Annotated in this window: 18 protein-coding genes; 12 read left to right on the top strand and 6 right to left on the bottom strand. The window is 59.1% G+C overall.

The window, feature by feature from the left end:
* Positions 1 to 34: 34 nt before the first annotated feature.
* Positions 35 to 643 carry an NAD(P)H:quinone oxidoreductase gene (gene wrbA / locus V7080_RS08640; protein ID WP_334187989.1) on the bottom strand — a complete coding sequence of 203 codons (609 nt, stop codon included), beginning with the start codon at positions 641 to 643 and terminating at the stop codon, positions 35 to 37.
* A gap of 76 nt (positions 644 to 719) precedes the next feature.
* Here wrbA and V7080_RS08635 point away from each other — a divergent pair, with 76 nt between their 5' ends.
* On the top strand, positions 720 to 1,985 hold the full coding sequence (locus tag V7080_RS08635) for a YihY family inner membrane protein (RefSeq protein WP_334187988.1): 1,266 nt from the start codon (positions 720 to 722) through the stop codon (positions 1,983 to 1,985).
* Positions 1,986 to 1,988: 3 nt separating this feature from the next.
* Here the strand turns inward: V7080_RS08635 and V7080_RS08630 are convergent, their stop codons facing one another.
* The 3 genes from V7080_RS08630 to V7080_RS08620 all read right to left on the bottom strand — a co-directional run bounded on the left by V7080_RS08630 (position 1,989) and on the right by V7080_RS08620 (position 4,519).
* Positions 1,989 to 2,309, bottom strand: coding sequence for a DUF962 domain-containing protein (locus V7080_RS08630; protein WP_334187987.1), 321 nt, complete (start codon positions 2,307 to 2,309; stop codon positions 1,989 to 1,991).
* 91 nt (positions 2,310 to 2,400) lie between these two features.
* Positions 2,401 to 3,207 (bottom strand): alpha/beta fold hydrolase, encoded by an 807-nt coding sequence (locus V7080_RS08625; RefSeq protein ID WP_334187986.1) that lies wholly within the window; start codon positions 3,205 to 3,207, stop codon positions 2,401 to 2,403.
* Between the two features lies 1 nt (position 3,208).
* The gene (locus V7080_RS08620; RefSeq protein WP_334187985.1) at positions 3,209 to 4,519 is read right to left on the bottom strand and encodes an O-acetylhomoserine aminocarboxypropyltransferase; all 1,311 of its coding nucleotides are present in this window, start codon (positions 4,517 to 4,519) and stop codon (positions 3,209 to 3,211) included.
* A gap of 167 nt (positions 4,520 to 4,686) precedes the next feature.
* Between V7080_RS08620 and V7080_RS08615 the strand changes: the two genes are divergently transcribed.
* Positions 4,687 to 5,133 (top strand): CBS domain-containing protein, encoded by a 447-nt coding sequence (locus tag V7080_RS08615; protein ID WP_334187984.1) that lies wholly within the window; start codon positions 4,687 to 4,689, stop codon positions 5,131 to 5,133.
* Between the two features lie 122 nt (positions 5,134 to 5,255).
* A complete protein-coding gene (locus tag V7080_RS08610) occupies positions 5,256 to 6,251 on the top strand; it encodes an NAD(P)/FAD-dependent oxidoreductase (RefSeq protein ID WP_334187983.1) in 996 nt (331 codons plus the stop codon).
* Positions 6,252 to 6,255: 4 nt separating this feature from the next.
* On the opposite strand, the gene V7080_RS08605 is transcribed toward V7080_RS08610, so the two are convergent.
* Positions 6,256 to 9,522 (bottom strand): PAS domain S-box protein, encoded by a 3,267-nt coding sequence (locus V7080_RS08605; RefSeq protein WP_334187982.1) that lies wholly within the window; start codon positions 9,520 to 9,522, stop codon positions 6,256 to 6,258.
* A 60-nt stretch (positions 9,523 to 9,582) separates the two neighbouring features.
* The gene (locus tag V7080_RS08600; protein ID WP_442947204.1) at positions 9,583 to 11,838 is read right to left on the bottom strand and encodes a putative bifunctional diguanylate cyclase/phosphodiesterase; all 2,256 of its coding nucleotides are present in this window, start codon (positions 11,836 to 11,838) and stop codon (positions 9,583 to 9,585) included.
* Positions 11,839 to 12,051: 213 nt separating this feature from the next.
* Between V7080_RS08600 and aroC the strand changes: the two genes are divergently transcribed.
* The 9 genes from aroC to V7080_RS08555 form a co-directional block, all read left to right on the top strand.
* Positions 12,052 to 13,152 carry a chorismate synthase gene (aroC, locus tag V7080_RS08595; RefSeq protein ID WP_334187981.1) on the top strand — a complete coding sequence of 367 codons (1,101 nt, stop codon included), beginning with the start codon at positions 12,052 to 12,054 and terminating at the stop codon, positions 13,150 to 13,152.
* 104 nt (positions 13,153 to 13,256) lie between these two features.
* Positions 13,257 to 14,426 (top strand): MFS transporter, encoded by a 1,170-nt coding sequence (locus V7080_RS08590; RefSeq protein ID WP_334187980.1) that lies wholly within the window; start codon positions 13,257 to 13,259, stop codon positions 14,424 to 14,426.
* Positions 14,423 to 15,256, top strand: a complete 834-nt coding sequence (locus V7080_RS08585; RefSeq protein WP_334187979.1) for a M48 family metallopeptidase — start codon at positions 14,423 to 14,425, stop codon at positions 15,254 to 15,256. Before V7080_RS08590 ends, V7080_RS08585 begins: the two co-directional genes overlap by 4 nt.
* Positions 15,257 to 15,428: 172 nt before the next feature.
* Positions 15,429 to 16,832 carry a 3-isopropylmalate dehydratase large subunit gene (gene leuC, locus V7080_RS08580; RefSeq protein WP_334187978.1) on the top strand — a complete coding sequence of 468 codons (1,404 nt, stop codon included), beginning with the start codon at positions 15,429 to 15,431 and terminating at the stop codon, positions 16,830 to 16,832.
* Between the two features lie 63 nt (positions 16,833 to 16,895).
* Positions 16,896 to 17,018, top strand: a complete 123-nt coding sequence (locus V7080_RS08575) for an entericidin A/B family lipoprotein (RefSeq protein ID WP_334187977.1) — start codon at positions 16,896 to 16,898, stop codon at positions 17,016 to 17,018.
* Between the two features lie 41 nt (positions 17,019 to 17,059).
* Positions 17,060 to 17,707, top strand: coding sequence for a 3-isopropylmalate dehydratase small subunit (leuD, locus tag V7080_RS08570; protein WP_334187976.1), 648 nt, complete (start codon positions 17,060 to 17,062; stop codon positions 17,705 to 17,707).
* A gap of 46 nt (positions 17,708 to 17,753) precedes the next feature.
* Positions 17,754 to 18,824 carry a 3-isopropylmalate dehydrogenase gene (leuB, locus tag V7080_RS08565; RefSeq protein ID WP_334187975.1) on the top strand — a complete coding sequence of 357 codons (1,071 nt, stop codon included), beginning with the start codon at positions 17,754 to 17,756 and terminating at the stop codon, positions 18,822 to 18,824.
* 32 nt (positions 18,825 to 18,856) lie between these two features.
* Positions 18,857 to 19,993 (top strand): aspartate-semialdehyde dehydrogenase, encoded by a 1,137-nt coding sequence (asd, locus tag V7080_RS08560; protein ID WP_334187974.1) that lies wholly within the window; start codon positions 18,857 to 18,859, stop codon positions 19,991 to 19,993.
* 412 nt (positions 19,994 to 20,405) lie between these two features.
* Positions 20,406 to 23,224: FimV/HubP family polar landmark protein (locus tag V7080_RS08555; protein WP_334187973.1), on the top strand; the 2,819-nt coding region annotated here is incomplete at its 3' end.

Genomic DNA, 23,224 nt, shown 5'->3' with positions numbered 1-23,224 from the left:
ATATAAAAGACCTTGTGCAGCGGATTTTGTTGCATTACATGCCTCGTAACTTGATGGCCGTTTCCGCCAGTCGCCTGCCCAAAGCAATCGCGAGCGTCCTGGTGTCTTCCGACATCGGGTAATTGCCGTTCACGCCCGACCAGTGGCTGGCGCCATAAGGCGTGCCGCCGCTGGCTGTGGACATGAGGGCAGGGTGGGTATATGGCAGCCCCATCACCAGCATGCCGTGATGGAACAGCGGGATCATCATCGACAGCAGCGTCGATTCCTGGCCGCCGTGCAGGCTGCCGGTGGAGGTGAATACGCAGGCCGGCTTGCCCGCAAGCGCGCCGGACAGCCACTGGCTGCTCGTCCCGTCCCAAAAATATTTCATCGGCGCCGCCATGTTGCCGAACCGGGTCGGCGAGCCGAGCGCAAGCCCGGCGCATTGCTCGAGGTCCTTCAGCTCGACGTACGGTGCGCCTTCCTTCGGCACTTCCGGCTCGGTTGCTTCGGCCACCGTGGATACCGCCGGTACCGTCCGCAGGCGTGCATCGCAGCCGCCGACGCTTTCAACGCCTTGCGCGATGAATTCCGCTAATTTGCGGGTGGAACCATGGCGGGAATAATATAAGACAAGGATGGTTGGGGAACTTGGATTCATGCTTGGTATTATAGGGCGCTTTGACCGGCCATTATCGCCCTGCCAATTCATGTCGTACCGTCCGAATGCCAAGCGAATGGGTTTATTGAATCTGCCAATACTGCGCCAGGTGCCGTGGGATCAGGCGCGCGATCTGCTGCGTTTCGCGCGCCGGCGCTTGAACGAGGAACGCTTGCCGCAGGTTGCAGGAAGCCTGACGTTTACGACGGTGCTGGCACTCGTGCCGATGCTGACGATCGCGCTCGCCATCTTTACCACTTTTCCGCTTTTCAATACTTTCCGTGCCTCGCTGGAAGGCTATTTCATCCAGAGCCTGATGCCGAAATCGATCGCCAACACGATTCTCGGCAATCTCAGCCAGTTCGCGACCAAGGCGACCCGGCTCTCGGCCATCGGCGCGATCGCGCTCGTCCTGACGGCGGTAGCGATGTTGCTGACGATCGATCGTGCGTTCAACCAGATATGGCGCGTGAAAACTTCGCGGCCGCTGGCGCAGCGCCTTGTGGTGTATTGGGCGGTGATGACGCTCGGCCCCCTGCTGATCGGTGTTTCGATCAGCGTCACCTCGTCGCTCTTCACGGCCACCAACGGCGTTGTCAAACAAGCGACGCTGATGGGCAGCTTCTTCTATTCATCGCTATCAATCGTACTGACCACGGTCGCATTCTCCCTGCTGTATATCGCCGTGCCGAACCGGGGCGTCGACTGGCGCGATGCGGCATGCGGCGGGTTGCTGGCGGCGACCGCGTTCGAGATCGCCAAGCGCATTTTCGCGGTATTCATCTCGAAGTTTCCGACGTATACCGTCATCTACGGTGCATTGGCCGCAATGCCGATATTTCTGCTATGGGTCTATGTTTCATGGCTGATCATCCTGTTGGGCGCGGTATTCGCTGCCGCGCTGCCGGTGGTGAAATTCGAACGCTGGTGGCATGTGCCCAAACCGGGTGGCGCGTTCATGGACGCGATGGCGATTCTGAAGGTGCTGCATGACGCCCGGGAGCGGGGCGTTTCCGCCGTGGTGGACGCGCCGACGCTTCGGCAGGCCACCAGGCTCGGCTTCGATGAGTCGGAGACCCTGCTGGAGAGAATGCTGGAAGCCGGATGGGTGGGCCGTGTCAAAACGGCCACGCCGAAGCGCGTGCCCTGGGGGCGGCGTGTAGGCGAAGGGCTGGATCAATGGAGCCTGCTCGCCAATCCGCAGCAGTTGCGGATCGCCGATGTGTACCGGCTGTTCGTGTTCAATCCGTCCGGCAATCCGATGCTTGCCGAACGGGTGGAAAGCGTGATCGAGCAGGGCCTGGGCCTGTCGGTTGCCGACTACTTCGGCAAGCGCGCATGAGTATTAAAACGACGCCTGCCCGGTCAGCATCTGCCAGTACATCACCCAATCGCCCATGAACGAATACAGCGGGTGCTTGAAGGTCATCGGCTGGTTCTTTTCGAACACGAAATGGCCGATCCAGGCAAATGCATAGCCGGATACCAGTGCGCCAAGCAGCCACCAGAAATTTCCGGTCAGAATCAGTGCGCCCAAGCATAGCAGGGCGATCGTCGAGCCGGCAAAATGCAGTTCGCGGCATGTCCGGTTGGAGTGCTCGCTCAGGTAGACCGGGTAGAACTCCGCGAAAGACGCAAATTCCTTTTCCTTCAGTACCGTAGGCATAGTCTTCTCCTTACCATGAATGAACTGTCTTCAGGTTAATACTGAGTGGCCATAGTTGCAATGCAGTTTCCTGCCCATCGGGCAAACCAGGCTATTTGCTCGCGAATGCGAATAGCGTGTCCAGAACAGCATCCGGTTGCTCCGCCATCAGCGCGTGCCCGCAACGATCGAGTATCGCCACCCTGGCGTGCGGCATGGCGGTCTGCAATGTCGTGCTGGCCTTGGGTGTCGTCATCAAGTCGTTTTTGCCCAGAACGAACAGGGCGGGGCAGGTGACGGACCGGGCGGCGGATTCGCCATTCGCATAGGTGTTGCAGGCTTGGAAATCGGTATGAAAGACCGCCTCGCCATTTTGTGCGGCGACGCGCTGCATCAACCTGCGCGATCCGCCCATTACATAGAACCCCGGACCGGGCGCAGACGGTTTTTGAGCAATTGTCGAATGCGACCAGATGTTCACCATGTCGATCGCCATTTCTTCATTGTTGAGCGCCGCGTCCAGCAGGGCGTCGGACACTTTCATCGGAAATGCGGTGCCGACCAGGGCAATTCGCTCAACGCGCTTTGGTGCCTTGAAACTGGTTTCCAGTGCGATGAGCGAGCCCATGCTATGGCCGATCAGGGTTGCCTGTGCAATTCCGGCGGCGTCGAGCAAAGCGAGCAGCCAGTCCGCCATGGCTTCGACGCTGCGCAGCGGCGCGCCTTTGCTGCGGCCATGGCCGGGCAAATCGACGGCCAGCACAGCAAATCCATGGTGGGCGAAATAGCGGGTCTGCAGGCCCCAGACGGAATGATCGTTCTGCGCGCCGTGAATAAACACGGCGGTAGGCAACTGCGGATCGAATTGTTTGCCGCCGGTATAGCAATACGCGGAATTCCCTTGCACGTTGAGCAGCATCTCAAGCTCCCTTCTGCGCGGCTTTCAGGCCGCGTGCAAGATCTTCGATCAGGTCGTCCGCATCCTCCAGTCCGACCGACAGGCGCATCGTGCCTTCGGTTATGCCCGCTGCAACAAGTTGCTCGGCCGGCACGCGGAAATGGGTGGTCGATGCCGGATGAATGACGAGCGACTTTGCATCCCCGACATTGGCCAGGTGGGAAAATACTTTCAAGGCTTCGACGAATCGGCGACCTGCCGCACGGTCGCCGCGAATGGCGAAGGAAAATACCGCGCCGCAGCCTTTCGTCAGCAGTCGGGCGGCCAGGGCATGATCGGGATGGCTTTCCAGTTCGGGATAGGACACGGATTCCACCACCGCGTGCGCAGCCAGGAATTCCACCACCCGGCGGGTATTGGCGACATGCCGGTCCATCCGCAGGGAAAGCGTCTCGATGCCTTGCAGGATGGCGAAGGCATTGTGCGGGCTCATGACCGCGCCGAAGTCACGCAAGCCTTCACGCCGCGCCCGCAGGGAGAAAGGTGCCACCGTCGATTCTTCCGCGAACACCATGCCATGGAAGCCCTCGTACGGCTCGCAGAGTTCGGCGAAACGGCCGGTCTGTTCGTATGCCTGCTGCCAATCGAACGTACCGCCGTCGACCAGCAGGCCGCCAATCGCAATGCCGTGTCCGCAGAGAAACTTTGTCGCGGAATGGAAGAGCAGGTCTGCACCGTGCTCGAACGGTTGCAGCAGGTAGGGCGTGGTGAACGTGGAGTCCACCATCAATGGAAGATGGTGCTCGTGCGCAAGTGCAGACACCTTTGGGATGTCGAGCACATCCAGCCCCGGATTTCCCAATGTTTCGCCGAACAGAACCTTGGTGTTGGGACGGATGGCGTCGCGCCATGCATCGATGTCACGCGGATTGACGAACGTCGTCTCGATGCCGAAGCGCTTCATCGTGTAAGCCAGCAGATTCTGCGAGCCGCCATAGAGCGCGCGGGACGCGACGATATGCGAGCCGGCACCGGCAATCGTTGCCAGTCCGAGATGCATCGCCGCCTGTCCGCTTGCAGTGGCGATACCGGCAACGCCGCCTTCCAAGGCCGCAATGCGTTCTTCCAAAACAGCATTGGTTGGATTGGAAATGCGGGAATACACATGGCCAGCGCGTTCCATGTTGAACAGTGACGCAGCGTGGTCGGAATCCCGGAAAACGAAGGAAGTGGTGAAATGAATCGGTGTCGCCCGCGCGCCGGTGGCCGGATCGGGCGCCGCGCCCGCGTGCAAGGACAGGGTATCGAACCCGGGATATTTGGGACCGCTCATGGTATTCATCGTCTCCGTTCTTGGTTTTCTGGTACTGCCGGTAGTCATCGTAGCATTGAATACCGTACATGGTTAATGACCCCTTGCCCGGGAAGGACGCTGGATTTTTCGGAGCGGTTAAGCTACATTCAAAACTAGAAAGACAACCTACCAACAAGGGCGGCGCTATGAAAGTTTCAGAAATTCTTAAAGTCAAAGGCAATATCCTGTACACCGTTACGCCCGACACCCCGATGCTTGCAGCGGTCAACACCATGGCAGATAAGGACATCGGTTCCCTGGTGGTGATGGAATACGGCGAGCTGGTCGGCATGCTGACCTTTCGCGAAGTCATGAAAACCCTGCATCTGAACAAGGGCGAGGTAGGTGGCGAGACCGTGCGCAAGCACATGGACGACCACCCCATCACCATCACCCCCGATACCGAAATCAATGAAGTCCGCCGCCTGATGCTGGAGCGCCATGCCCGTTATGTGCCGGTGGTGGACGCCAAAACATTGTTGGGCGTGATGTCCTTTTACGATGTGGCGAAAGCGGTTTTCGAAGCGCAAAGCTTTGAAAACAAGATGCTGAAGGCCTATATCCGCGACTGGCCTACCGAGGGCGACGAGTAAGCGCATCGATGCACTTCATTTATCCTGATCAGCCGTTCATGGTGTGTGCCATGAACGGCTTTTTCATGCGCGGCGGAAATTGCCGCACGCAGTCAAGCTGACCAACTTAAAGGACCATGCCCATGAAAATTGCGGTTATTGGAGCCGGCCTCGCCGGCCTTACATGTGCAGGGCAATTATCGGCGCATGGGCATTCGGTCACGGTCTACGAAAAAAGTCATTCCGCCGCCGGACGGATGAGCACGCGGGAAACCGAACTCGGCGGCTTCGATCATGGTGCGCAATATTTCACTGCCCGACAGCCGGCGTTCCAGCGGCAGGTCGCAGCCTGGCGAAAATCCGGGTTGGTTGATTTATGGAAAGCCCGGTTCGTCACACTCGAGGCCGGTGTCACGACCGTCGCGGGACGCTCCTCGCAGCGGTTTGTCGCGGTGCCCGGAATGAATGCGCTTGGGCGACATCTTGCGAAGGAACTCGATGTGCGGACCGGGCAGCGGGTCACGCGGATCGAGTCTTATCATGGCGGCTGGCTGTTGCGGGTAAGCGCCGAAACGGTCGCGATCGAAGCCAGCGCCGGCCCCTTCGATGCGGTGATTGTCGCCTTGCCGGCGGACCAGGCTGTCGCTTTGCTGGAAGCGGTGCCGACGATGGCATCGCAGGCGGGGCGCGCAAGGATGGCGCCGTGCTGGTCGCTGCTGCTTGGATTCGAGCAGGAACTGAAGCTTGGCTTTGACGGCGCCTGGGTCAAGAATTCGCGGCTCGCCTGGATCGCGCACGACGCGTCCAAACCGCAGCGGCGCCCGGGCGAGCACTGGGTAGGCCATGCGTCCGGAGAGTGGAGCGCGGAACACCTCGAAGACGATCCGGAGCGGGTAAAGGAAAAGTTGCTGAGAGCATTTCATTCGGCGACAGCATCCGATGTGCAGCCGGTGTATGCGGCAGTGCATCGCTGGCGCTTCGCGCAAGCCGTCGAGCCGCTCCCTTCCACATGCCTGTGGGATCCGCAATTGCGCATCGGTGCCTGCGGTGACTGGTTTGCCGCCGGTCTTGACGGCGCCGGACGGATCGAAAACGCGTATCTGAGCGCCGCCGCGCTGGCGGAGTCGTTCGCGGCCTGACCCCTTACACGAGCGTCAGTCCGGATTTTGCTGCGTTCGTATCGGCTTGACGTTGAGGGGCGTTCGAGGGCAGATGCAACACGAAGACGGTTCCGACACCGATCTCGCTTTGCACCTGTATCTTGCCGCCCAGTACGCCGGTGACAATATTGTGCGTGATATTCAGGCCAAGTCCCGACCCGCCGGCCCCAAGCCGCGTGGTGAAGAACGGATCGAAAATCCGGTTCAGGTTGGCGGGAGGAATGCCGGCACCATTATCCATGAGCGTGATTTCGATCCAGCCGTCGTCGACGGCATGGGCGGAGATCCACAGGGTGCCGCTGGATCGGTCGCCGAAGGCGTGCACGACCGCATTGTTGATCAGGTTGGTGATTGCCTGCCCGAGCGGACCCGGATAACTGTCCATCATCATGTCGGCCGGAATGCTGCAACTGACGTTGACGTCGGTTTTCTTCAGCGTGGGCCACAGGGTCAGGATGATTTCGGAAACCGTCTCCGCAAGCGGGAAGCGGCGGCGCTGCGAGCTGATCTGATCCACCGCCACTTGCTTGAAGCCGGCGACAAGGTCCGCAGCGCGGTGCAGGTTGCGCACCATGATATCGCCGGCTTTGCCGGCATCCTGCAGAAAACGTTCCAGTTCGGAGCGCTTCATGCCCGCGCCGGTATGGAACAGCTCCGACAGGGACCGGGTCTGGTCGGCGAGGGTGCTGGCCACCATCAAGCTATTGCCGATGGGCGTGTTGAGTTCATGTGCAATGCCGGCAACCAGCGAGCCCAGGGCAGCCAGCTTTCCGCTGCGCACCAGTTCTTCCTGGGCCTTGTTCAGTGTTTCCAGCGTGTAGGCCAGTTCCTCGTTGGCTTGCTGCAGTTCTTCGGTACGCTCGATCACCCGTTGTTCCAGGGTGGCGTTCAATTCCCGGATCTCGTCTTCGAAACGGCGCATCTCGGTAACATCCGCGCACGCCAGGATGCCGAATTTTTCGCCCGCCAGGTTGAATGTGTATCCGGAAAACTGGATCAGGATCCGGTTGCCGTCGCCGCGAAACATCCAAACCTCGCGGGTGCCGCTGGTGGCGCCGGTATCGCGCAGTTCCTGGATCAGCGAAGTCCTTTCCTCCATATCGCAGTAAAGCGATAGTTCGGCGGTACTCCTGCCGATGACGTGTTCCCGGCTGCGAAGGAACAGGCGTTCGAAGGCGGCGTTCACATCTTTAACCTTGTAGCCGCCACGCACCTGGGTCACGAACATCGCGATCGGCGACGACTGGAAGATCTTGGAAAAACGCTGTTCGCTGTTTCGCAATTCCTGTTCGGCCCGCTTTCGCTCCAGCTCCGCCGATGCCCGTTCGCTGAATACCTGGAGCAGGGACTTTACCAGCGACGGGTTGCCCAGCGGGCGTGTATGCATGACGGCCAGAACGCCAATGATATTGCCCGCGGAGTCGCGCAATGGCGCCCCGGCGTAGCTCTCGCAGCCATATTGCGCCAACGGGGTGTCCTTTGGGAAGCGGTCCTGGATCGCGTCCGCGAAGACACAGATGTCACCCTCGAGTACCGTATGGCACGGGGTACCGTCAATTCCGTAATCGAAATCCTCGATAGTCCGCCCCTTGGCGTGGGCGGCGATGCTGCGCATGCGATCGGGCTCCTCGGCAACGCGCAAGGCAATGAATGCACGTTCGACCCGAAGCGCAGAAGCAAGGTCGGCAACCAGCAATTCGAAGAAGGACTCTCCGGCAATGTCCTGGGTGCCCTGTGCCAGGCGCAACAGCGCGCGGTCCGCCTCCGACTTCTGTGCTTCGAGCAGAAGCTGATCGGTGACGTCACGCACGACTGTCAGTACGTACTTGTCGTCTCCAACTTCGAACACGGTCCCGTTCACCACGCATTTGCGGATATCGCCGGCTTTGGTCTGCATCGACCACTGGAATTCGCTCACGGTTCTTTCTCTTCCCAATCTGGCGAAAAGAATCATGCGTTGCGCGGGCTCGGCCCAGAGATTCAGCTCAACCGAACTTTTGCCGATCGTTTCCTCACGCGAGAAGCCGGTAATCTTGATTCCGGCGGTATTGATGTCGAGAATCTTGCCGTTATCCAGCCGCATGATGGCTATCCCATCGGGATTGCACTCGAAGGCGCCGGAAAACTTCGCCTCCGACGCCATGCGGTCCTCTTCCGCCTGCCGCTTGTCCGTAATGTCTTCCGCAATCGACAGAAGGCGGACGGTATTGCCGTTTTCATCCCTGATCTGTGTATGACTCCACTGGCAGACGATACTGCTGCCATCCGCCCGGTGATTGTGGGTCAGCGTGCGGCCATTGCCTCCGGGCTGGTCAAAATGCCGCGTCAGCATGTCAAGATCGGATTCCGCGACGATGAAGCCGGCATGGCGTCCGATCGCCTGCTCGCGCAAATAGCCGAAGATGCGTTCGGCGGCATCGTTCCACTCCACGACGCGCCACTCCGCATCCCACTCGATGATCGCTATCGGGCTATGTTCCACCAGCGTCCGGTAACGCTCCTCACGTTTGTGGAGTTCCTGTTCGACGTGCTTGCGCTTGTCGATATCCTGCTCCAGTTCACGATTCTTCCGATCCAGTTCGTCGAACAATGCGCGCAGACTGACGCGGGTGTCCTCCAGCCTTCGGCCGAGCATGCCGATCTCGTCGAGGCGTTTCCAGGTGAACGGAACATCAAGCTGGCGCTCCGCCAACCGTTGCGCGCCAACGCCAAGTCGCCGCAACGGACCGATCAGCCGCCGTTCAAGCAAAAGCAGGATGAGTACAATCGACAGTGCCGCCTGTGCGGTTACCGCGATCATCGATTCGATCAACCCCTTCATGATGCTCGTTCGCAGTCGGTTATTCACGACTTCGATCGTGACCGAACCGATCTGTTTCCCTCGGTACATCACCGGCTTTTCCGCTCGTGCGGTTTCGCCGGTCCGTCGTTCGATCCGCTCGCCGACGACGAATAAGCCTAGCGTGGAATCTCGCACCTCGATGCGCACGATGTCTTCGTTGGGCGATAGCATCGCATCAAGCAGTGCATCGCCGCTCTCATGATTGATGTTCCATAGCGGTTCCTGCATACCGCTGGCGAGCACGTCGACATTCTGCTGCAATAGCTGTGCAGTCTGCCGGCGCAAGTCCTCGTTATAGCGTTTGAAACTGGAATAACCGCTGATGAACAGTGCTGGAAACAACAGGCCAAAGACCACCACCGACAGAATGGCGCGCCTGAGGGTAAACGGAGTGCGGGAAGTGATCATGTGGAGCTGCGGAATTGGCCGTTCGGTCCGGGTGTCCCGGGCTTGCAGCGGTGTTGAATATCAGAACCGCGACGAATCCGGATGCGGTGCTTGCTGTAGCCATTCAATGAGCTGCTCCCTCGGCATCGGACGGGCGAACAGGTAACCCTGTGCGAGAGGGCAGCCGAGCGCTGCCAGCTTGTCGGCCTGCCGTTCGTGTTCCACCCCCTCGGCGATTACCGTCATGCCGAGGTTGCGACCCAGCTGGATCACCATTTCGGCGATGCTGCTTCCGCGTGCCGATTGAATGATTTCGTTCACGAATGCGCGGTCGATCTTGAGCTTGTCCGCCTGCAGTTGTTGCAGATAGCTGAGCGAGGAAAAACCGGTGCCGAAATCGTCGATCGCAATACTTACACCGAGCTGCTTGATTTGTCCGAGCAAACGGATCAATGCATCCGGTTCTTCCATTGCGATTGATTCGGTAATTTCCAGTTCTAGGAGTGCGGGCTTGATCCGGGTATCTTCCAGTGCCTTGCGCAACATCGCCAGGAAGTGCGGATGGCGAAACTGGACCTGCGATACGTTGACCGACATCCGGAAATCCCTGAGCCCCAGTTGCTGCAGCCGCACTTGTTCCATGCAGGCTTCGCGCAATACCCACTCGCCGAGCTCGATGATCAGGCCGGAATACTCGGCAATCGGAATGAAGCGGTCCGGTGGAATGAAACTGCCGTCCTTCGATTTCCATCGGAGGAGTGCTTCGGCGCCGACTGGCTTGCGGCTCACCAGATCGATCTGCGGCTGGTAGACGACAAACAATTCCCGTTCCTGGAACGCGCTGCGCAACGCGTGCATCATGCGTACCCGCTCCCGGATGTCCATTCCCATGCTCCGCGAATAATAGAAATGCCCGGAACGCTGCTGCAGCTTTGCGCGCTTCAGCGCGATATCGGCGTCCTTGAGCGCATCGGTTCCGGTGTCCGCGGCGTAGTCGGCAAGACGTACCAGCCCGATGGTGGCCGATAATTGGACGTCGTTGTTGTCGATGCTGAACGGCTCTTCGAATAATCCAAGAATCACCGCCGGACTGACCTGGTCCGAGTCGCCGATCAGGCCGAAGGTGTCGCCGCCCACGCGCCCTATGGTCAGCTTTTTGCCAAGGCGGGATCGCATGCGGGCCGCCACACCTAATAGCAACTGGTCGCCGAACTGGTGGCCAAGCGCATCGTTTGTCTCGGCAAAATGGTCGATATCAACCAAGGCCAGCGTGGCATAGGACTTGTCCACGCCGACGAGCTTGGAATCGAGCGCTTCTTTCAGTCCGGTGCGATTGGGCAGCTTGGTGAGCGGATCGAAAAACGCAAAATCATGCAGGCGACTCACCAGTTCAACATTGTCGAGGCCGATGGCCACGTTGCTGCAAAAAACTTCCAGCAAGCGCTGTTCGACTTCTCGCAATGGCGCGGGGATGTGCAAATAGGCGGCGAAACGGCGATGCGCGCTGCCGGCGAGATAGAGCACGGCCGAATCCGGGGTGTGAATATTGCGCCGTTCCGCCAGTGCCTGGCGTACCGCGTTACTCACCGCGGCATCGTTTCTCGGGTCCAGCGGTTTGCTATCGCGCCCGGCATAGCGGCCTGCGGCTGCGATTGTGAGCAATTGCCGCGTTGTTCCCTGATCCTCCAGCGCGCACAGCACGCCGTCCGGCTGCAATCCAAGGAGACCGGCGGCACGGGCGAGGGCGCCGGCGGCGAAATCCGGCAACCCGTGCAAGGCCATCAGTTCCGTGCTGGCCCGCACGATGAGATCGAGTCCGCGCCGGTTATCGTTGATGGCGCGAATCTGCTGGTACGATCGGATGGCTGCGGTCACCGCGGTATAAAGCTTGATGCGCGTGAGTTCGGCCTTGCTCTTGTAGTCGTTGATGTCGAAATCCCTGATCGCATCCATTTCAGGTGCGTAACCCGGCTGGCCGGTGCGCAAGATGATGCGCACCTCGGATTGCTTCAGGACTTCGCGGATATGGCGGACGAGTTGCAACCCTGCATCTTCCCGCTCCATCACGACATCGAGCAGGATGACGGCGACATCTTTTTCGCTGGCCAGCACCTCCCGTGCTTCGGCAGCGCTGTACGCGTGTAAAAACGCGAGGGGCCTTTGCTGAATCGGCATATTGCCAAGCGCAAGGATGGTCGCAGAATGCACGTCGGCGTCATCGTCGATGATCATTACACGCCATGCTTCTTCGGGCATGTGCTCCACCACATGGACTACCGGCGTTCTCTCATCGAGAAAAACGAGCTCGTCGTCCGATGACGTGATGCTTGGGGGCATTGTCCTCTCCAAATTCTCATTTTTCTTCAGACAGTATATAGATTTATTAATCAAGAGCAACATTTCGAGCGATGGTCCATGATCGCGAATGTGTCCCATTTGCGTCAGCATTGTCCGACGCGCAAGGCGGCAAATCCCATAGACCCGGTTTTTAATAATAGCCAACGGTCAATGCGCTAAAATCGACCCTTTCCACACAAGCTCACGTCCATCATGTCCGGCAATACCTTAGGTTCCCTGTTTACCGTCACAACTTTTGGAGAGTCCCATGGCCCGGCGATAGGATGTGTGGTCGATGGCTGTCCGCCGGGAATGGCATTGTCGGAATCGGATATCCAGCCTGAGCTGGACCGCCGCAAGCCTGGCACATCCCGTCATGTCACGCAGCGCAAGGAGTCCGACACGGTGGAAATCCTTTCCGGTGTATATGAAGGGAAAACCACCGGCACGCCGATTGCGTTGCTCATCCGCAACGAAGATCAGCGAAGCAAGGACTATGGCAACATCGTCGAGACTTTTCGGCCCGGGCACGCTGATTACACCTACTGGCATAAATACGGAATCCGTGACCCGCGCGGCGGAGGCCGTTCTTCCGCGCGCCTGACTGCGCCGGTGGTCGGTGCAGCAGCGATTGCCAAAAAATGGTTAAAACAGCAATTCGGCACCACATTCAAGGGCTGCATGAGCCAGCTCGGCGACATCCAGATTCCGTTTGAATCATGGGAGCATGTCCCGCAAAATCCGTTCTTTTCTGCAAACGCCACCATTCTGCCCCAGCTTGAAGACTATATGGATGAGTTGCGGAAAGCTGGAGACTCCTGCGGCGCGCGGATCGATGTTGTCGCCGAACATGTGCCGGTTGGCTTGGGTGAACCCATCTATGACAAGCTGGATGCCGAAATTGCCTACGCCATGATGGGCATCAACGCGGTAAAGGGCGTCGAAATAGGCGCCGGATTCCGGTCAATCGTGCAAAAGGGCACGGATCACGGCGACGAGCTCACCCCGGCCGGTTTTGCATCCAACAATGCCGGCGGGATCCTCGGCGGAATCTCGACCGGGCAGGACATCACCGTATCAATCGCCATCAAGCCGACATCCAGTATCCGCACTGCGCGCCGCTCGATCGACAAGGCAGGAACCCCGGTGGACGTGGAAACATTCGGACGCCATGATCCCTGCGTCGGCATTCGGGCAACGCCGATCGCCGAAGCCATGCTGGCACTCGTCCTGATGGATCATGCGTTGCGTCATCGCGCGCAATGCGGCGACGTGCAGGTGACGACGCCGAGAATCGACTCCCACATCAAATAATTCTGTTCGCCGCAGCAGCGCCGGCGCGCTGCGTTTGACGAGGGCCGCCCCATCCTCCAAACCGGATGGGCGCGTTCGACGACCTCCGGACCAGAGAACTCTCCGTGCATCAAACCTCCTGGCAGAAACAATCGTTCAGCTTTGCCCTGTTTTTCTTTGCGTATTACGGTTATGTCGGCGTGTTTTCGCCCTACGCCGGGCTGTACTTCGCCGACAAGGGGATGACCGCCGCGCAGATCGGGATACTGATGTCCCTGATGCAGGTGATGCGCATCTTCGGCCCGAATCTTTGGGGCTGGGTCGCGGACCGCCAGCAACAGCGCGTCAAGGTGCTGCGAATTACCGCAATTGCGGCGCTCACGGCATTTTGCGGCATCTTCGTCGGCGAGACGTTTGCGCAGTTTTTTGTCGTCATGGTCGTGGTCAACATGTTCACCAGCGCGCAAGGGCCTTTATCGGAAGCCCTGATGCTGTCCGAGATGCGGGGCGACATGACGCACTACGGGCGAGTCCGCCTGTGGGGATCGGTCGGCTTTATCGTGACCGTGACGCTCGCGGGACAAATGCTCGATCTTTGGGGAATCCGGCTCATGCCGTGGATTACGCTGGCGATGCTCGCGCTGGTACTGGTCGGAAGCCTGCGCATGAAGGAATCGCCGCCGATACCCGTCCCCCATGACGTGCCATCCGTCATGACACTGTTGCGGCGGCGGGAAATCATCGCTTTTTTCACGTCCACCTTCCTGATGATTGCCGCACACGCGTCTCTCTATGTCTTCTATTCGCTTTACCTAGCGCAAATAGGCTACAGCAACACGGTGATAGGCTTGATGTGGTCGCTTGGCGTCATCATCGAAATCGTCTTTTTCTTTTACCAGACGCCGCTCTTCCGGCGTTTCGGGGTGCAAAACCTGATGATGGCCAGCCTGCTGATCGCGGTGCTGCGCTTTCTGCTGATCGGGTTCGGCGCCGAGTCGCTGGTCATATTGCTGTTCGCTCAGATTTTGCATGCCGCAACGTTCGGCGTCCATCATTCCGCATCCGTCGCCACGTTGCAGCGCTGGTTTGCCGGTCCGCTTCAGGCGCGCGGACAGGCCTTGTTCACCAGCATATCCTATGGTCTGGGCGGCACGCTGGGTGGTCTTGTCATGGGTGGATTCTGGGATACATTCGGTTCTCGAACAGTCTATTTGATGGCGGCTGCGTTTTCGCTGGCGGCAGCGGGGGCGGCAGCCTTGTCGTACCGCTGGCAACCACATAAGGAGAAAAAATGAACTTGCTGGATAGAAAACGGATTTGTGGCCGTATATCGCTCGCAGTCATGACGATAGCGCTGGCCGCCTGTGAAACCGTACAAACCACCCAGGGTGGCGTGGTCGGCGTCGAACGGGAGCAGCGCATGGCGGTTTCCGCCGAAGCGATCAACCAGGCTGCCAACGAACAGTATGCCGATCTGATTGCCAAGGAACGGCAAAAGGGTACGCTGAACCGCAACCCCGCCCATGTACAGCGGGTCGGCGCCATCGTAAGCCGCCTCATCCCGCAAACCGTGCACTTTCGCAGCGACGCACCTCGCTGGAATTGGGAAGCCAACGTGATAACGGCGCCGGAGGTGAATGCCTGGGCCATGCCGGGCGGGAAAATTGCCGTCTACACCGGCCTGATTGAAAAGCTGCAAATAACGGATGATGAACTGGCAGCGGTCCTCGGCCACGAGATTGCACATGCGTTGCGCGAACATTCGCGCGAGCGCGCCTCCGAACAGATGGTGGCGGGCGGTCTGATCTCCGCCGGATCGGCGCTCCTGGGGTTGGGGGATATCGGTGCCAAAGGCGCCGAGTTCGCGTACATGGGATTGCTCGGGCTCCCAAATTCGCGCCGGCACGAGACGGAAGCGGACCGCGTCGGCATCGAACTCGCGGCGCGGGCCGGCTATGACCCGAAGGCGGCGGTCTCCCTTTGGCAAAAAATGGGGCAGGTAAGCGGCGGTGCGCCGATGAAATTTCTTTCCACCCACCCGGCGCCCGGCGACCGGTTGAGCGATCTTGCCAATTACGCACAGCGCGTGGCGCCGCTCTATGAACAGGCGAAAAAACGCCGGTAGGTCGTAGTCCGGCAACGACCCGGTTGCCGAATCGTCAATGAAACGCCCGCAGGGTTTCCTCGGGCGTTTTTCATTCTGGCGACGCCCCTGGCGGCATGGTTTTGCGTTGCACAAATGTGGCATAATCGGGCACTATTTTGACCGTTTCGCGCACCGACGCACATCCTGAACCATGGCTCAAACGCTCTACGACAAACTCTGGGAATCGCACGTCGTCCATACCGAAGAGGACGGAAGCGCCATCCTGTACATCGACCGCCACCTCGTGCACGAAGTCACCAGTCCGCAAGCTTTTGAAGGGTTGAGGCTTGCCGGACGCAAGCCGTGGCGCATCTCCGCCAACCTTGCGGTCGCCGACCACAACGTCCCGACCACCGACCGCATCAACGGCATCGCCGATCCGATCTCCCGGCTGCAGGTCGAGACGCTTGACGCCAACGCCAAGGAACATAGCCTGACGTACTTCAGCATGCGCGACAAGCGCCAGGGCATCGTTCACGTAATCGGACCGGAGCAGGGAGCAACACTGCCAGGGATGACTGTGGTGTGCGGCGATTCGCATACCTCCACGCACGGCGCATTCGGCTGCCTCGCGCACGGGATCGGTACTTCGGAAGTCGAGCACGTGCTGGCGACCCAGACCCTGCTGGCCAAGAAGTCCAAAGCCATGCTGGTGCAGGTGGACGGCGCCTTGCCGTTCGGCGTTACCGCCAAGGACATCGTGCTGGCCATCATCGGCAAGATCGGCACCGCAGGCGGGACCGGCTATGCAATCGAATTCGCCGGGTCCGCCATCCGCGCGCTCTCGATGGAAGGCCGTATGACCGTCTGCAACATGGCCATCGAGGCGGGTGCGCGTGCCGGCATGGTGGCGGTGGATGACACGACGATCAACTACGTCAAGGGACGCCCGTTCTCGCCGGTGGGGCCGCATTGGGACCGTGCCGTCGAATACTGGCGCACGCTGCATTCCGACCCGGGTGCGAAATTCGACCTGGTGGTCACCCTGAACGCCGCGGAAATCCGCCCCCAGGTCACTTGGGGAACATCGCCGGAAATGGTGGTTGCAGTCGACGATCGGGTACCCGACCCCGAAAAAGAAAAGGATGCGGTCAAGCGCGATGCGATGGAAAAGGCACTCGTGTACATGGCCCTGAAACCCAATACGGCAATCTCCGATATCCGCATCGACAAGGTGTTCATCGGCTCCTGCACCAATTCGCGCATCGAGGATCTGCGCGCGGCGGCTGCGGTCGTGCGCGGCAAGCATCGCGCATCGAACGTCAAGCTCGCGATGGTGGTGCCCGGTTCCGGGCTGGTCAAGGAGCAGGCCGAACGCGAAGGCCTGGATAAAATCTTCAAGGACGCCGGGTTTGAATGGCGGGAGCCGGGATGCTCGATGTGCCTGGCGATGAATGCAGACCGGCTTGAGCCGGGCGAGCGTTGCGCCTCCACGTCCAACCGGAATTTTGAAGGACGGCAGGGGCAGGGCGGAAGAACCCACCTGGTATCGCCGGCCATGGCGGCGGCGGCCGGCATCAGCGGACATTTCGTTGATGTGCGCGGAATGCGATAACTGTTGTCGATAACCGGTGCACTTGAGCATTCGACAAGCATTTGAAAAAGGGAGGGGAAAAACATGAAAAAATATTACGCCATGCTGATTTCCGCGCTGATTCTGATGGGTTGCAACACGATGCAAGGCGTGGGCAGGGATGTGCAACTGGTCGGCGAAAAAGTGGAAAGCGCCGCCAAGAGATAAAGGATGATGCGTCGTCCAGCAATGGGTGACGCTAGAGAACAATGGAAAAATTTACCGTACACGATGGACTGGTAGCACCGCTGGATCGGCCAAACGTCGACACCGATGCGATCATCCCGAAGCAATTCCTGAAATCGATCAAACGTAGCGGCTTTGGTCCGAATCTGTTCGACGAATGGCGCTACCTCGATCATGGCGAGCCTGGCATGGACAACTCCAAGCGCCCGCTGAATCCTGATTTCGTACTCAATCAACCGCGTTACCAAGGCGCATCCATCCTGCTCACCCGCAAGAATTTCGGCTGCGGCTCCTCGCGCGAGCACGCACCCTGGGCGCTGGAACAATACGGCTTTCGCGCAGTGATCGCGCCCAGCTTCGCGGACATCTTCTTTAACAACTGCTACAAGAACGGCCTGCTGCCTATCGTATTGACGGAGACGCAGGTCGACCACCTGTTCAACGAGGTGAAGGCATTCCCCGGCTACCGGTTGACCGTGGATCTCGACAGCCAGACGGTCAGTACGGCAAATGGAAGCGCGCAGTACGGTTTCGAGATCGACGGTTTTCGCAAATATTGCCTGCTGAATGGCCTTGACGATATCGGCCTTACCCTGCGTCAAGCAGACAAGATTCGCGCTTTTGAAGAGCGCCATCTGGCTGCGCGGCCGTGGCTGACGAACACAATCTGATCCGGGTCTTTTCGTACCGCATTCTCACGTTCAAATACAACGAAAAATGAAAATCGCAATTCTTCCGGGTGACGGCATTGGCCCAGAGATCGTCGAACAGGCGGTCCGGGTTCTGAATGCGCTCGACGAGCAGTTTGAAATGGAAAGCGCGCCGGTTGGTGGCGCTGGATTCGAAGCGAATGGCCATCCGTTGCCGGAGGCTACGCTGTCATTGGCGAAGCAGGCTGACGCCGTGCTTTTCGGTGCGGTCGGCGACTGGAAATACGACACGCTGGAACGTCCATTGCGTCCGGAGCAGGCGATTCTCGGCTTGCGCAAGAATCTGAACTTGTTTGCGAATCTGCGCCCGGCGATCCTCTATCCGGAACTGGCCGGTGCATCGACCCTCAAACCCGAGGTGGTGTCGGGTCTCGATATCTTGATCATTCGCGAGCTCACCGGCGATATTTACTTCGGTCAGCCGCGTGGCGTACGGGAAGCGCCGGACGGGCAATTCAAGGGCGAACGTGAAGGTTTCGATACCATGCGTTACGCTGAAACCGAAATTCGCCGGATCGCGCATGTTGCATTCCAGGCGGCCCGCAAGCGCGGCAAGCGCCTCACTAGTGTGGATAAGGCCAACGTCCTTGAAACCTTCCAGTTCTGGAAGGAAATCGTGACGGACGTCCATAAAGAGTATCAGGACGTCGCGCTGGATCATATGTATGTCGACAATGCAGCGATGCAGCTGGTGCGGGCGCCAAAGAAGTTCGATGTGATCGTTACCGGAAACATGTTCGGCGACATCCTGTCGGATGCCGCGGCAATGCTGACCGGCTCGATCGGCATGCTGCCGTCGGCATCGCTGGATGCCAACAACAAGGGTTTGTACGAGCCTTCTCACGGCTCGGCGCCGGACATCGCCGGCAAAGGTATCGCGAATCCGCTTGCCACGATTCTGTCGGCGGCCATGATGTTGCGCTTCTCGCTCAACAAGGCGGAGCAGGCGGACCGCGTCGAAACCGCGGTCAAGAAGGTGCTCGCACAGGGTTTGCGCACACCGGACATCTATGAAGCCGGTACGACCAAGGTCGGCACCAGGGAAATGGGCGATGCGGTGGTGAAGGCGCTAAGGTAGGTATTTTTGAAGTGCACTTGAGGGAGAAAATTGTGAAGTTAGTCGGTCTGGTGGGTTGGCGTGGCATGGTGGGTTCCGTCTTGATGCAGCGTATGCAGCAGGAGGGTGACTTCGCGCATATCGAGCCGGTGTTTTTCTCGACATCGAACGCGGGCGGCAAAGCGCCGGCGATGGCGAAAAATGAAACCACATTGAAAGATGCGGGCAACATTGATGAGCTGAAAAAATGCGACATCATTATTACCTGCCAGGGCGGCGACTATACGACCGAGATTTTCCCGCAACTGCGCGCGGCAGGCTGGAACGGTTACTGGATCGACGCAGCCTCGACACTGCGGATGAAGGACGATGCGATCATCATCCTCGACCCGGTGAATCTCGACGTGATCAAGGATGCACTGCAGCGGGGCGTAAAAAACTACATCGGCGGCAACTGCACGGTTTCCTGCATGCTGATGGGCCTCGGCGGCCTGTTCCAGCACGATCTGGTGGAATGGATGACGTCCATGACCTATCAGGCGGCGTCGGGTGGCGGCGCCCAGCATATGCGTGAATTGCTGACCCAGTTCGGCTCGATCAATGCGGAAGTGAAATCGCTGCTGGACGATCCTGCATCGGCCATCCTTGAAATCGATCGCAAGGTACTGGCGAAGCAGCACGCATTCAGCGCGGACGAAACCAAGCAATTCGGCGTTCCGCTGGGCGGGAACCTGATTCCCTGGATCGACAAGGATCTCGGCAACGGTGTGTCCCGCGAAGAGTGGAAGGCAGGCGCGGAAACGAACAAGATCCTCGGTCGCGGCGAAGGTTTCGGCGCCTCGGCGAAGACATCGATCCCGGTGGACGGGTTGTGCGTGAGGATCGGTGCAATGCGCTGTCATTCCCAGGCACTGACCATCAAACTGAAGAAAGATGTCCCTCTTGATGAACTGGAAGGCATCATCGCGGACAACAACCAGTGGGTGAAAGTTGTTCCAAACACCCGCGAGGCATCGATGACGGATCTGACGCCGGCCGCAGTAACCGGCAGCCTGACCATCCCGGTGGGGCGTCTACGCAAGATGCAGATGGGCGGCGACTATCTGTCGGCATTCACGGTTGGCGACCAACTGCTGTGGGGCGCGGCCGAACCGCTGCGCCGCATGCTGCGCATCATGCTGGATAACTGAATACCCTGATCTTCAGTTTCATATTGGGGCCTGTCGCAAAATTGTTCATTTTTGGGCGATTTTTCGACAGGCCCCAATCACGTTGCGCACGAGCAACAACGCTTAAGACATGCGGTTTCCCACTGGGAAATATACTTGTTTTACAGAACTTAGTAACTTGGTTACACTTGCGCGCCTAAGTCCATGATGATATGGTGAAAGTTCCTCTGGACAATGATAAATCGACGCAACGACACTGCGCCCATCTCATACGCAAAACGGAATGCCCCCTATGCCACCAAAAATGCATTCGAAAGTACGCCCCGAATCCGGCGCGTTGACTTTAAAGACGGTGAGTGCCGCCGTCGTTTCCGCACTGATATTTTCCAATGCATATGCGGCTGGCTTGGGAAAATTGACAGTCCTGTCATCCTTGGGGCAGCCACTTCGAGCGGAGATCGAACTCACCTCGGTCGGCAAGGATGAAGCCGGCGCACTGGTTGCAAAACTTGCATCTCCCGAGGCCTTCAAGCAGGCAAACATCGAACTGAATCCCGCATTGCTGTCATTGCGCTTCGCCGTCGAGCAGCGAGCGGACCGCCAATTGATTCGCGTGACATCCTCGCAGCCACTTAACGAGCCCTTCGTTGACATGTTGCTGGAACTTGGCGGCCCCGGCGGGCGCCTTGTACGCGAATACACCTTTCTATTAGATCCTCCGGATCTCAGGACAAGCCAGTCCGCACAGGTTTCGCCGATTCCTGTACCGACGATGCCCGCAGCCCGTCCGCTTCAATCATCAGTCCCGGTAGATGCACAAGCCGCTACGCCCCGCAGGGCATCGCCGCCTCCGGTTGCCGCACCACGCCGCGACCCGGCACCAATGAGCGAAGCCAGTACTGATGCTGCAAGAGAGTACAAGGTCAAGAGCGGCGATTCGCTCGCCCGGATCGCCGGTCAGTTGAAGCCAGGTGGCGTGTCGCTGGATCAAATGCTGGTCGCTCTGTTTCGCGAGAATCCAGACGCCTTCGTCGGCAACAACATGAATCGCTTGCGGGCAGGGCAGATTTTGTCCGTGCCGAGTGCGAGTACGGCAGGCAGTATTCCTGCCGGTGAGGCACGTGATCTGATCATCGCGCAGTCGGCCGATTTCAATAGCTATCGCAACAAACTGGCAAGCCAGGTTGCGGCATCAGGCGCACAGCGCTCGGCTGAATCAGGACAGACAGCAGCGGGCAAGATAACGGCGAAAGTCGAAGAGCCCGCAACGCCGGCCGGCGATGCGAAGGACAAGCTCAAGTTGTCGAACGCCGGCAAGCCAGCTGCTGCGCCTTCTGCTGCCGGAGCGCCGGTAAGTGCGGAAGAATTGATTGCACGTGACAAGGCGATCGCAGAAGCGAATGCCCGGGTCAAGGAACTGGAAAAGAACCTTGGCGAGATGCAGAAGTTACTCGAGTTGAAGAACAAGAGCTTGTCCGACCAGCAGAAGCAGGCGGAAGCGGCAAAGCCGGATGCCAAGGCGCCTGCTGCGCCTGCTGCTCCTGCCACACCTGATGCCCCGATTCCTCCGGTTGCTGCGGTGTCGCCGCCAGCGAAGGGGACTGCACCTACGGCAACAACGACACCTTCCCCGCAGCAGGCACCAGCAGTCGCTACCGCGGAGAAACCGGCCGAGACTACAGCATCAGCACCGCAGGCTGCGACGCCTCCCGCCGAGAAACAGCCGCCGGTTGTAGCGCCCGCCAGCAGCAAGCCCGCTGTGCCCGTGGTCAAGCCACAGGCACCGCCGCCGCCGGAACCCAGCTTCATCGACGACCTGCTCGAAAATCCCATGACCCTGCCCGGCGTCGGCCTGTTGCTTGCCGGTCTGGGCGCCCTGGGTATTTATGGTGTCCGCCGCAGAAAACAGCAGAAGCAATTCGAAGACAGCATCATCACCGACTCCAGCCTGAAGGCGAACTCCCTGTTCGGGTCGACAGGCGGTCAGAGCGTTGATACCAATAACAGCGTATTCAATTCGAGTTTTGCGCCATCCACCAGCCATCTCGATACGAATGAAGTCGATCCGGTAGCGGAAGCCGATGTGTACATCGCCTATGGTCGCGATGCACAGGCTGAGGAAATCCTGAAAGAAGCGTTGCGTACACAGCCGGATCGCAATGCGGTGCGGCTCAAGCTTCTCGAAATCTATTCAAATCGCAAGGATTTGCGGGCCTTCGAAGTACTGGCCACAGAGCTGTATGGCATGACGAAGGGCGAAGGTAACGACTGGGTGCAGGCTGCCACCCTGGGTATTGGCATCGACCCGAACAATCCGTTGTATGCAGCCGGCAAGCCGGGCAAGGACGAAGGCGCTTCCTCCATGGTCGCACCCACGCAGCCGCTGGATGAAGATGGATTGGCAACGCTGCTGGCATCGACCCAGCCCGAAGGCCAGCTCGATTCCATCCACGCATTGGAGGCAGACAGTGCGTACTTCAACAACTCCGCGATGGAGATCGACAAGACAGTCGAACTCCCGTCGATGCGTGGCCCTGTCAAAACCACCGACGACACACAAGTCCCGGAGAAATCGGAGCCGGAAGCGAGTGCCAAGCCCGCTTCCAACGAACTCGATTTCGACCTCGACGGCATGAGCTTCGGCGATGTCGCCGTGCCGAATACCATCACGCCGGCGGTACCGTCCGAGCCGAGCCCGGAAATGGCTTCGATCGATTTCGATTTCCTTGATGTGCCGAAGACCCGTATCGAAGAACCGGCATCGCCTGTGTCAGAATCGACCGAAACTAGCGAGTACTCTGCGTCGTCGGGCGACGTGCCGACATTGCCCGACATGACCTTCGATCTCGGGACGCCTGCTGCTCCTGCTGAGCCGATGGCGATGGACTTCGACCTTCCGGCGACGGAACCGCAGCGTGACGAAGTCGACACGCCGATGGCATCGTCCGAAACTGCGCAGCAGGATCACGAATCCGCTTCTTCCGACCCGCTCGACTTCGATCTGTCCGGTATCAGCCTCGATCTGAAATCTCAGGGCGGAGACGCGATGCCGGAGTTGATGCTCGATGATGACCAGCCGACGTTGTCGGAAGGTGTGTCGGCCGCCGATGCCGAAATGGCGACAAAGCTAGATCTGGCAATCGCTTACCAGGAAATCGGCGACAAGGAGGGCGCGCGCGAGTTGCTGGATGAAGTCATGAAAGGCGGAACCAGCGAGCAAAGCGAAAAGGCCAAGTCGCTGCTCCTCGAACT

Origin of the sequence: Noviherbaspirillum sp., from assembly GCF_036846085.1 — a bacterium.
Classification (GTDB): Bacteria; Pseudomonadota; Gammaproteobacteria; order Burkholderiales; family Burkholderiaceae_D; genus Noviherbaspirillum.
This window is presented reverse-complemented; position numbering and strand designations above follow the sequence as displayed.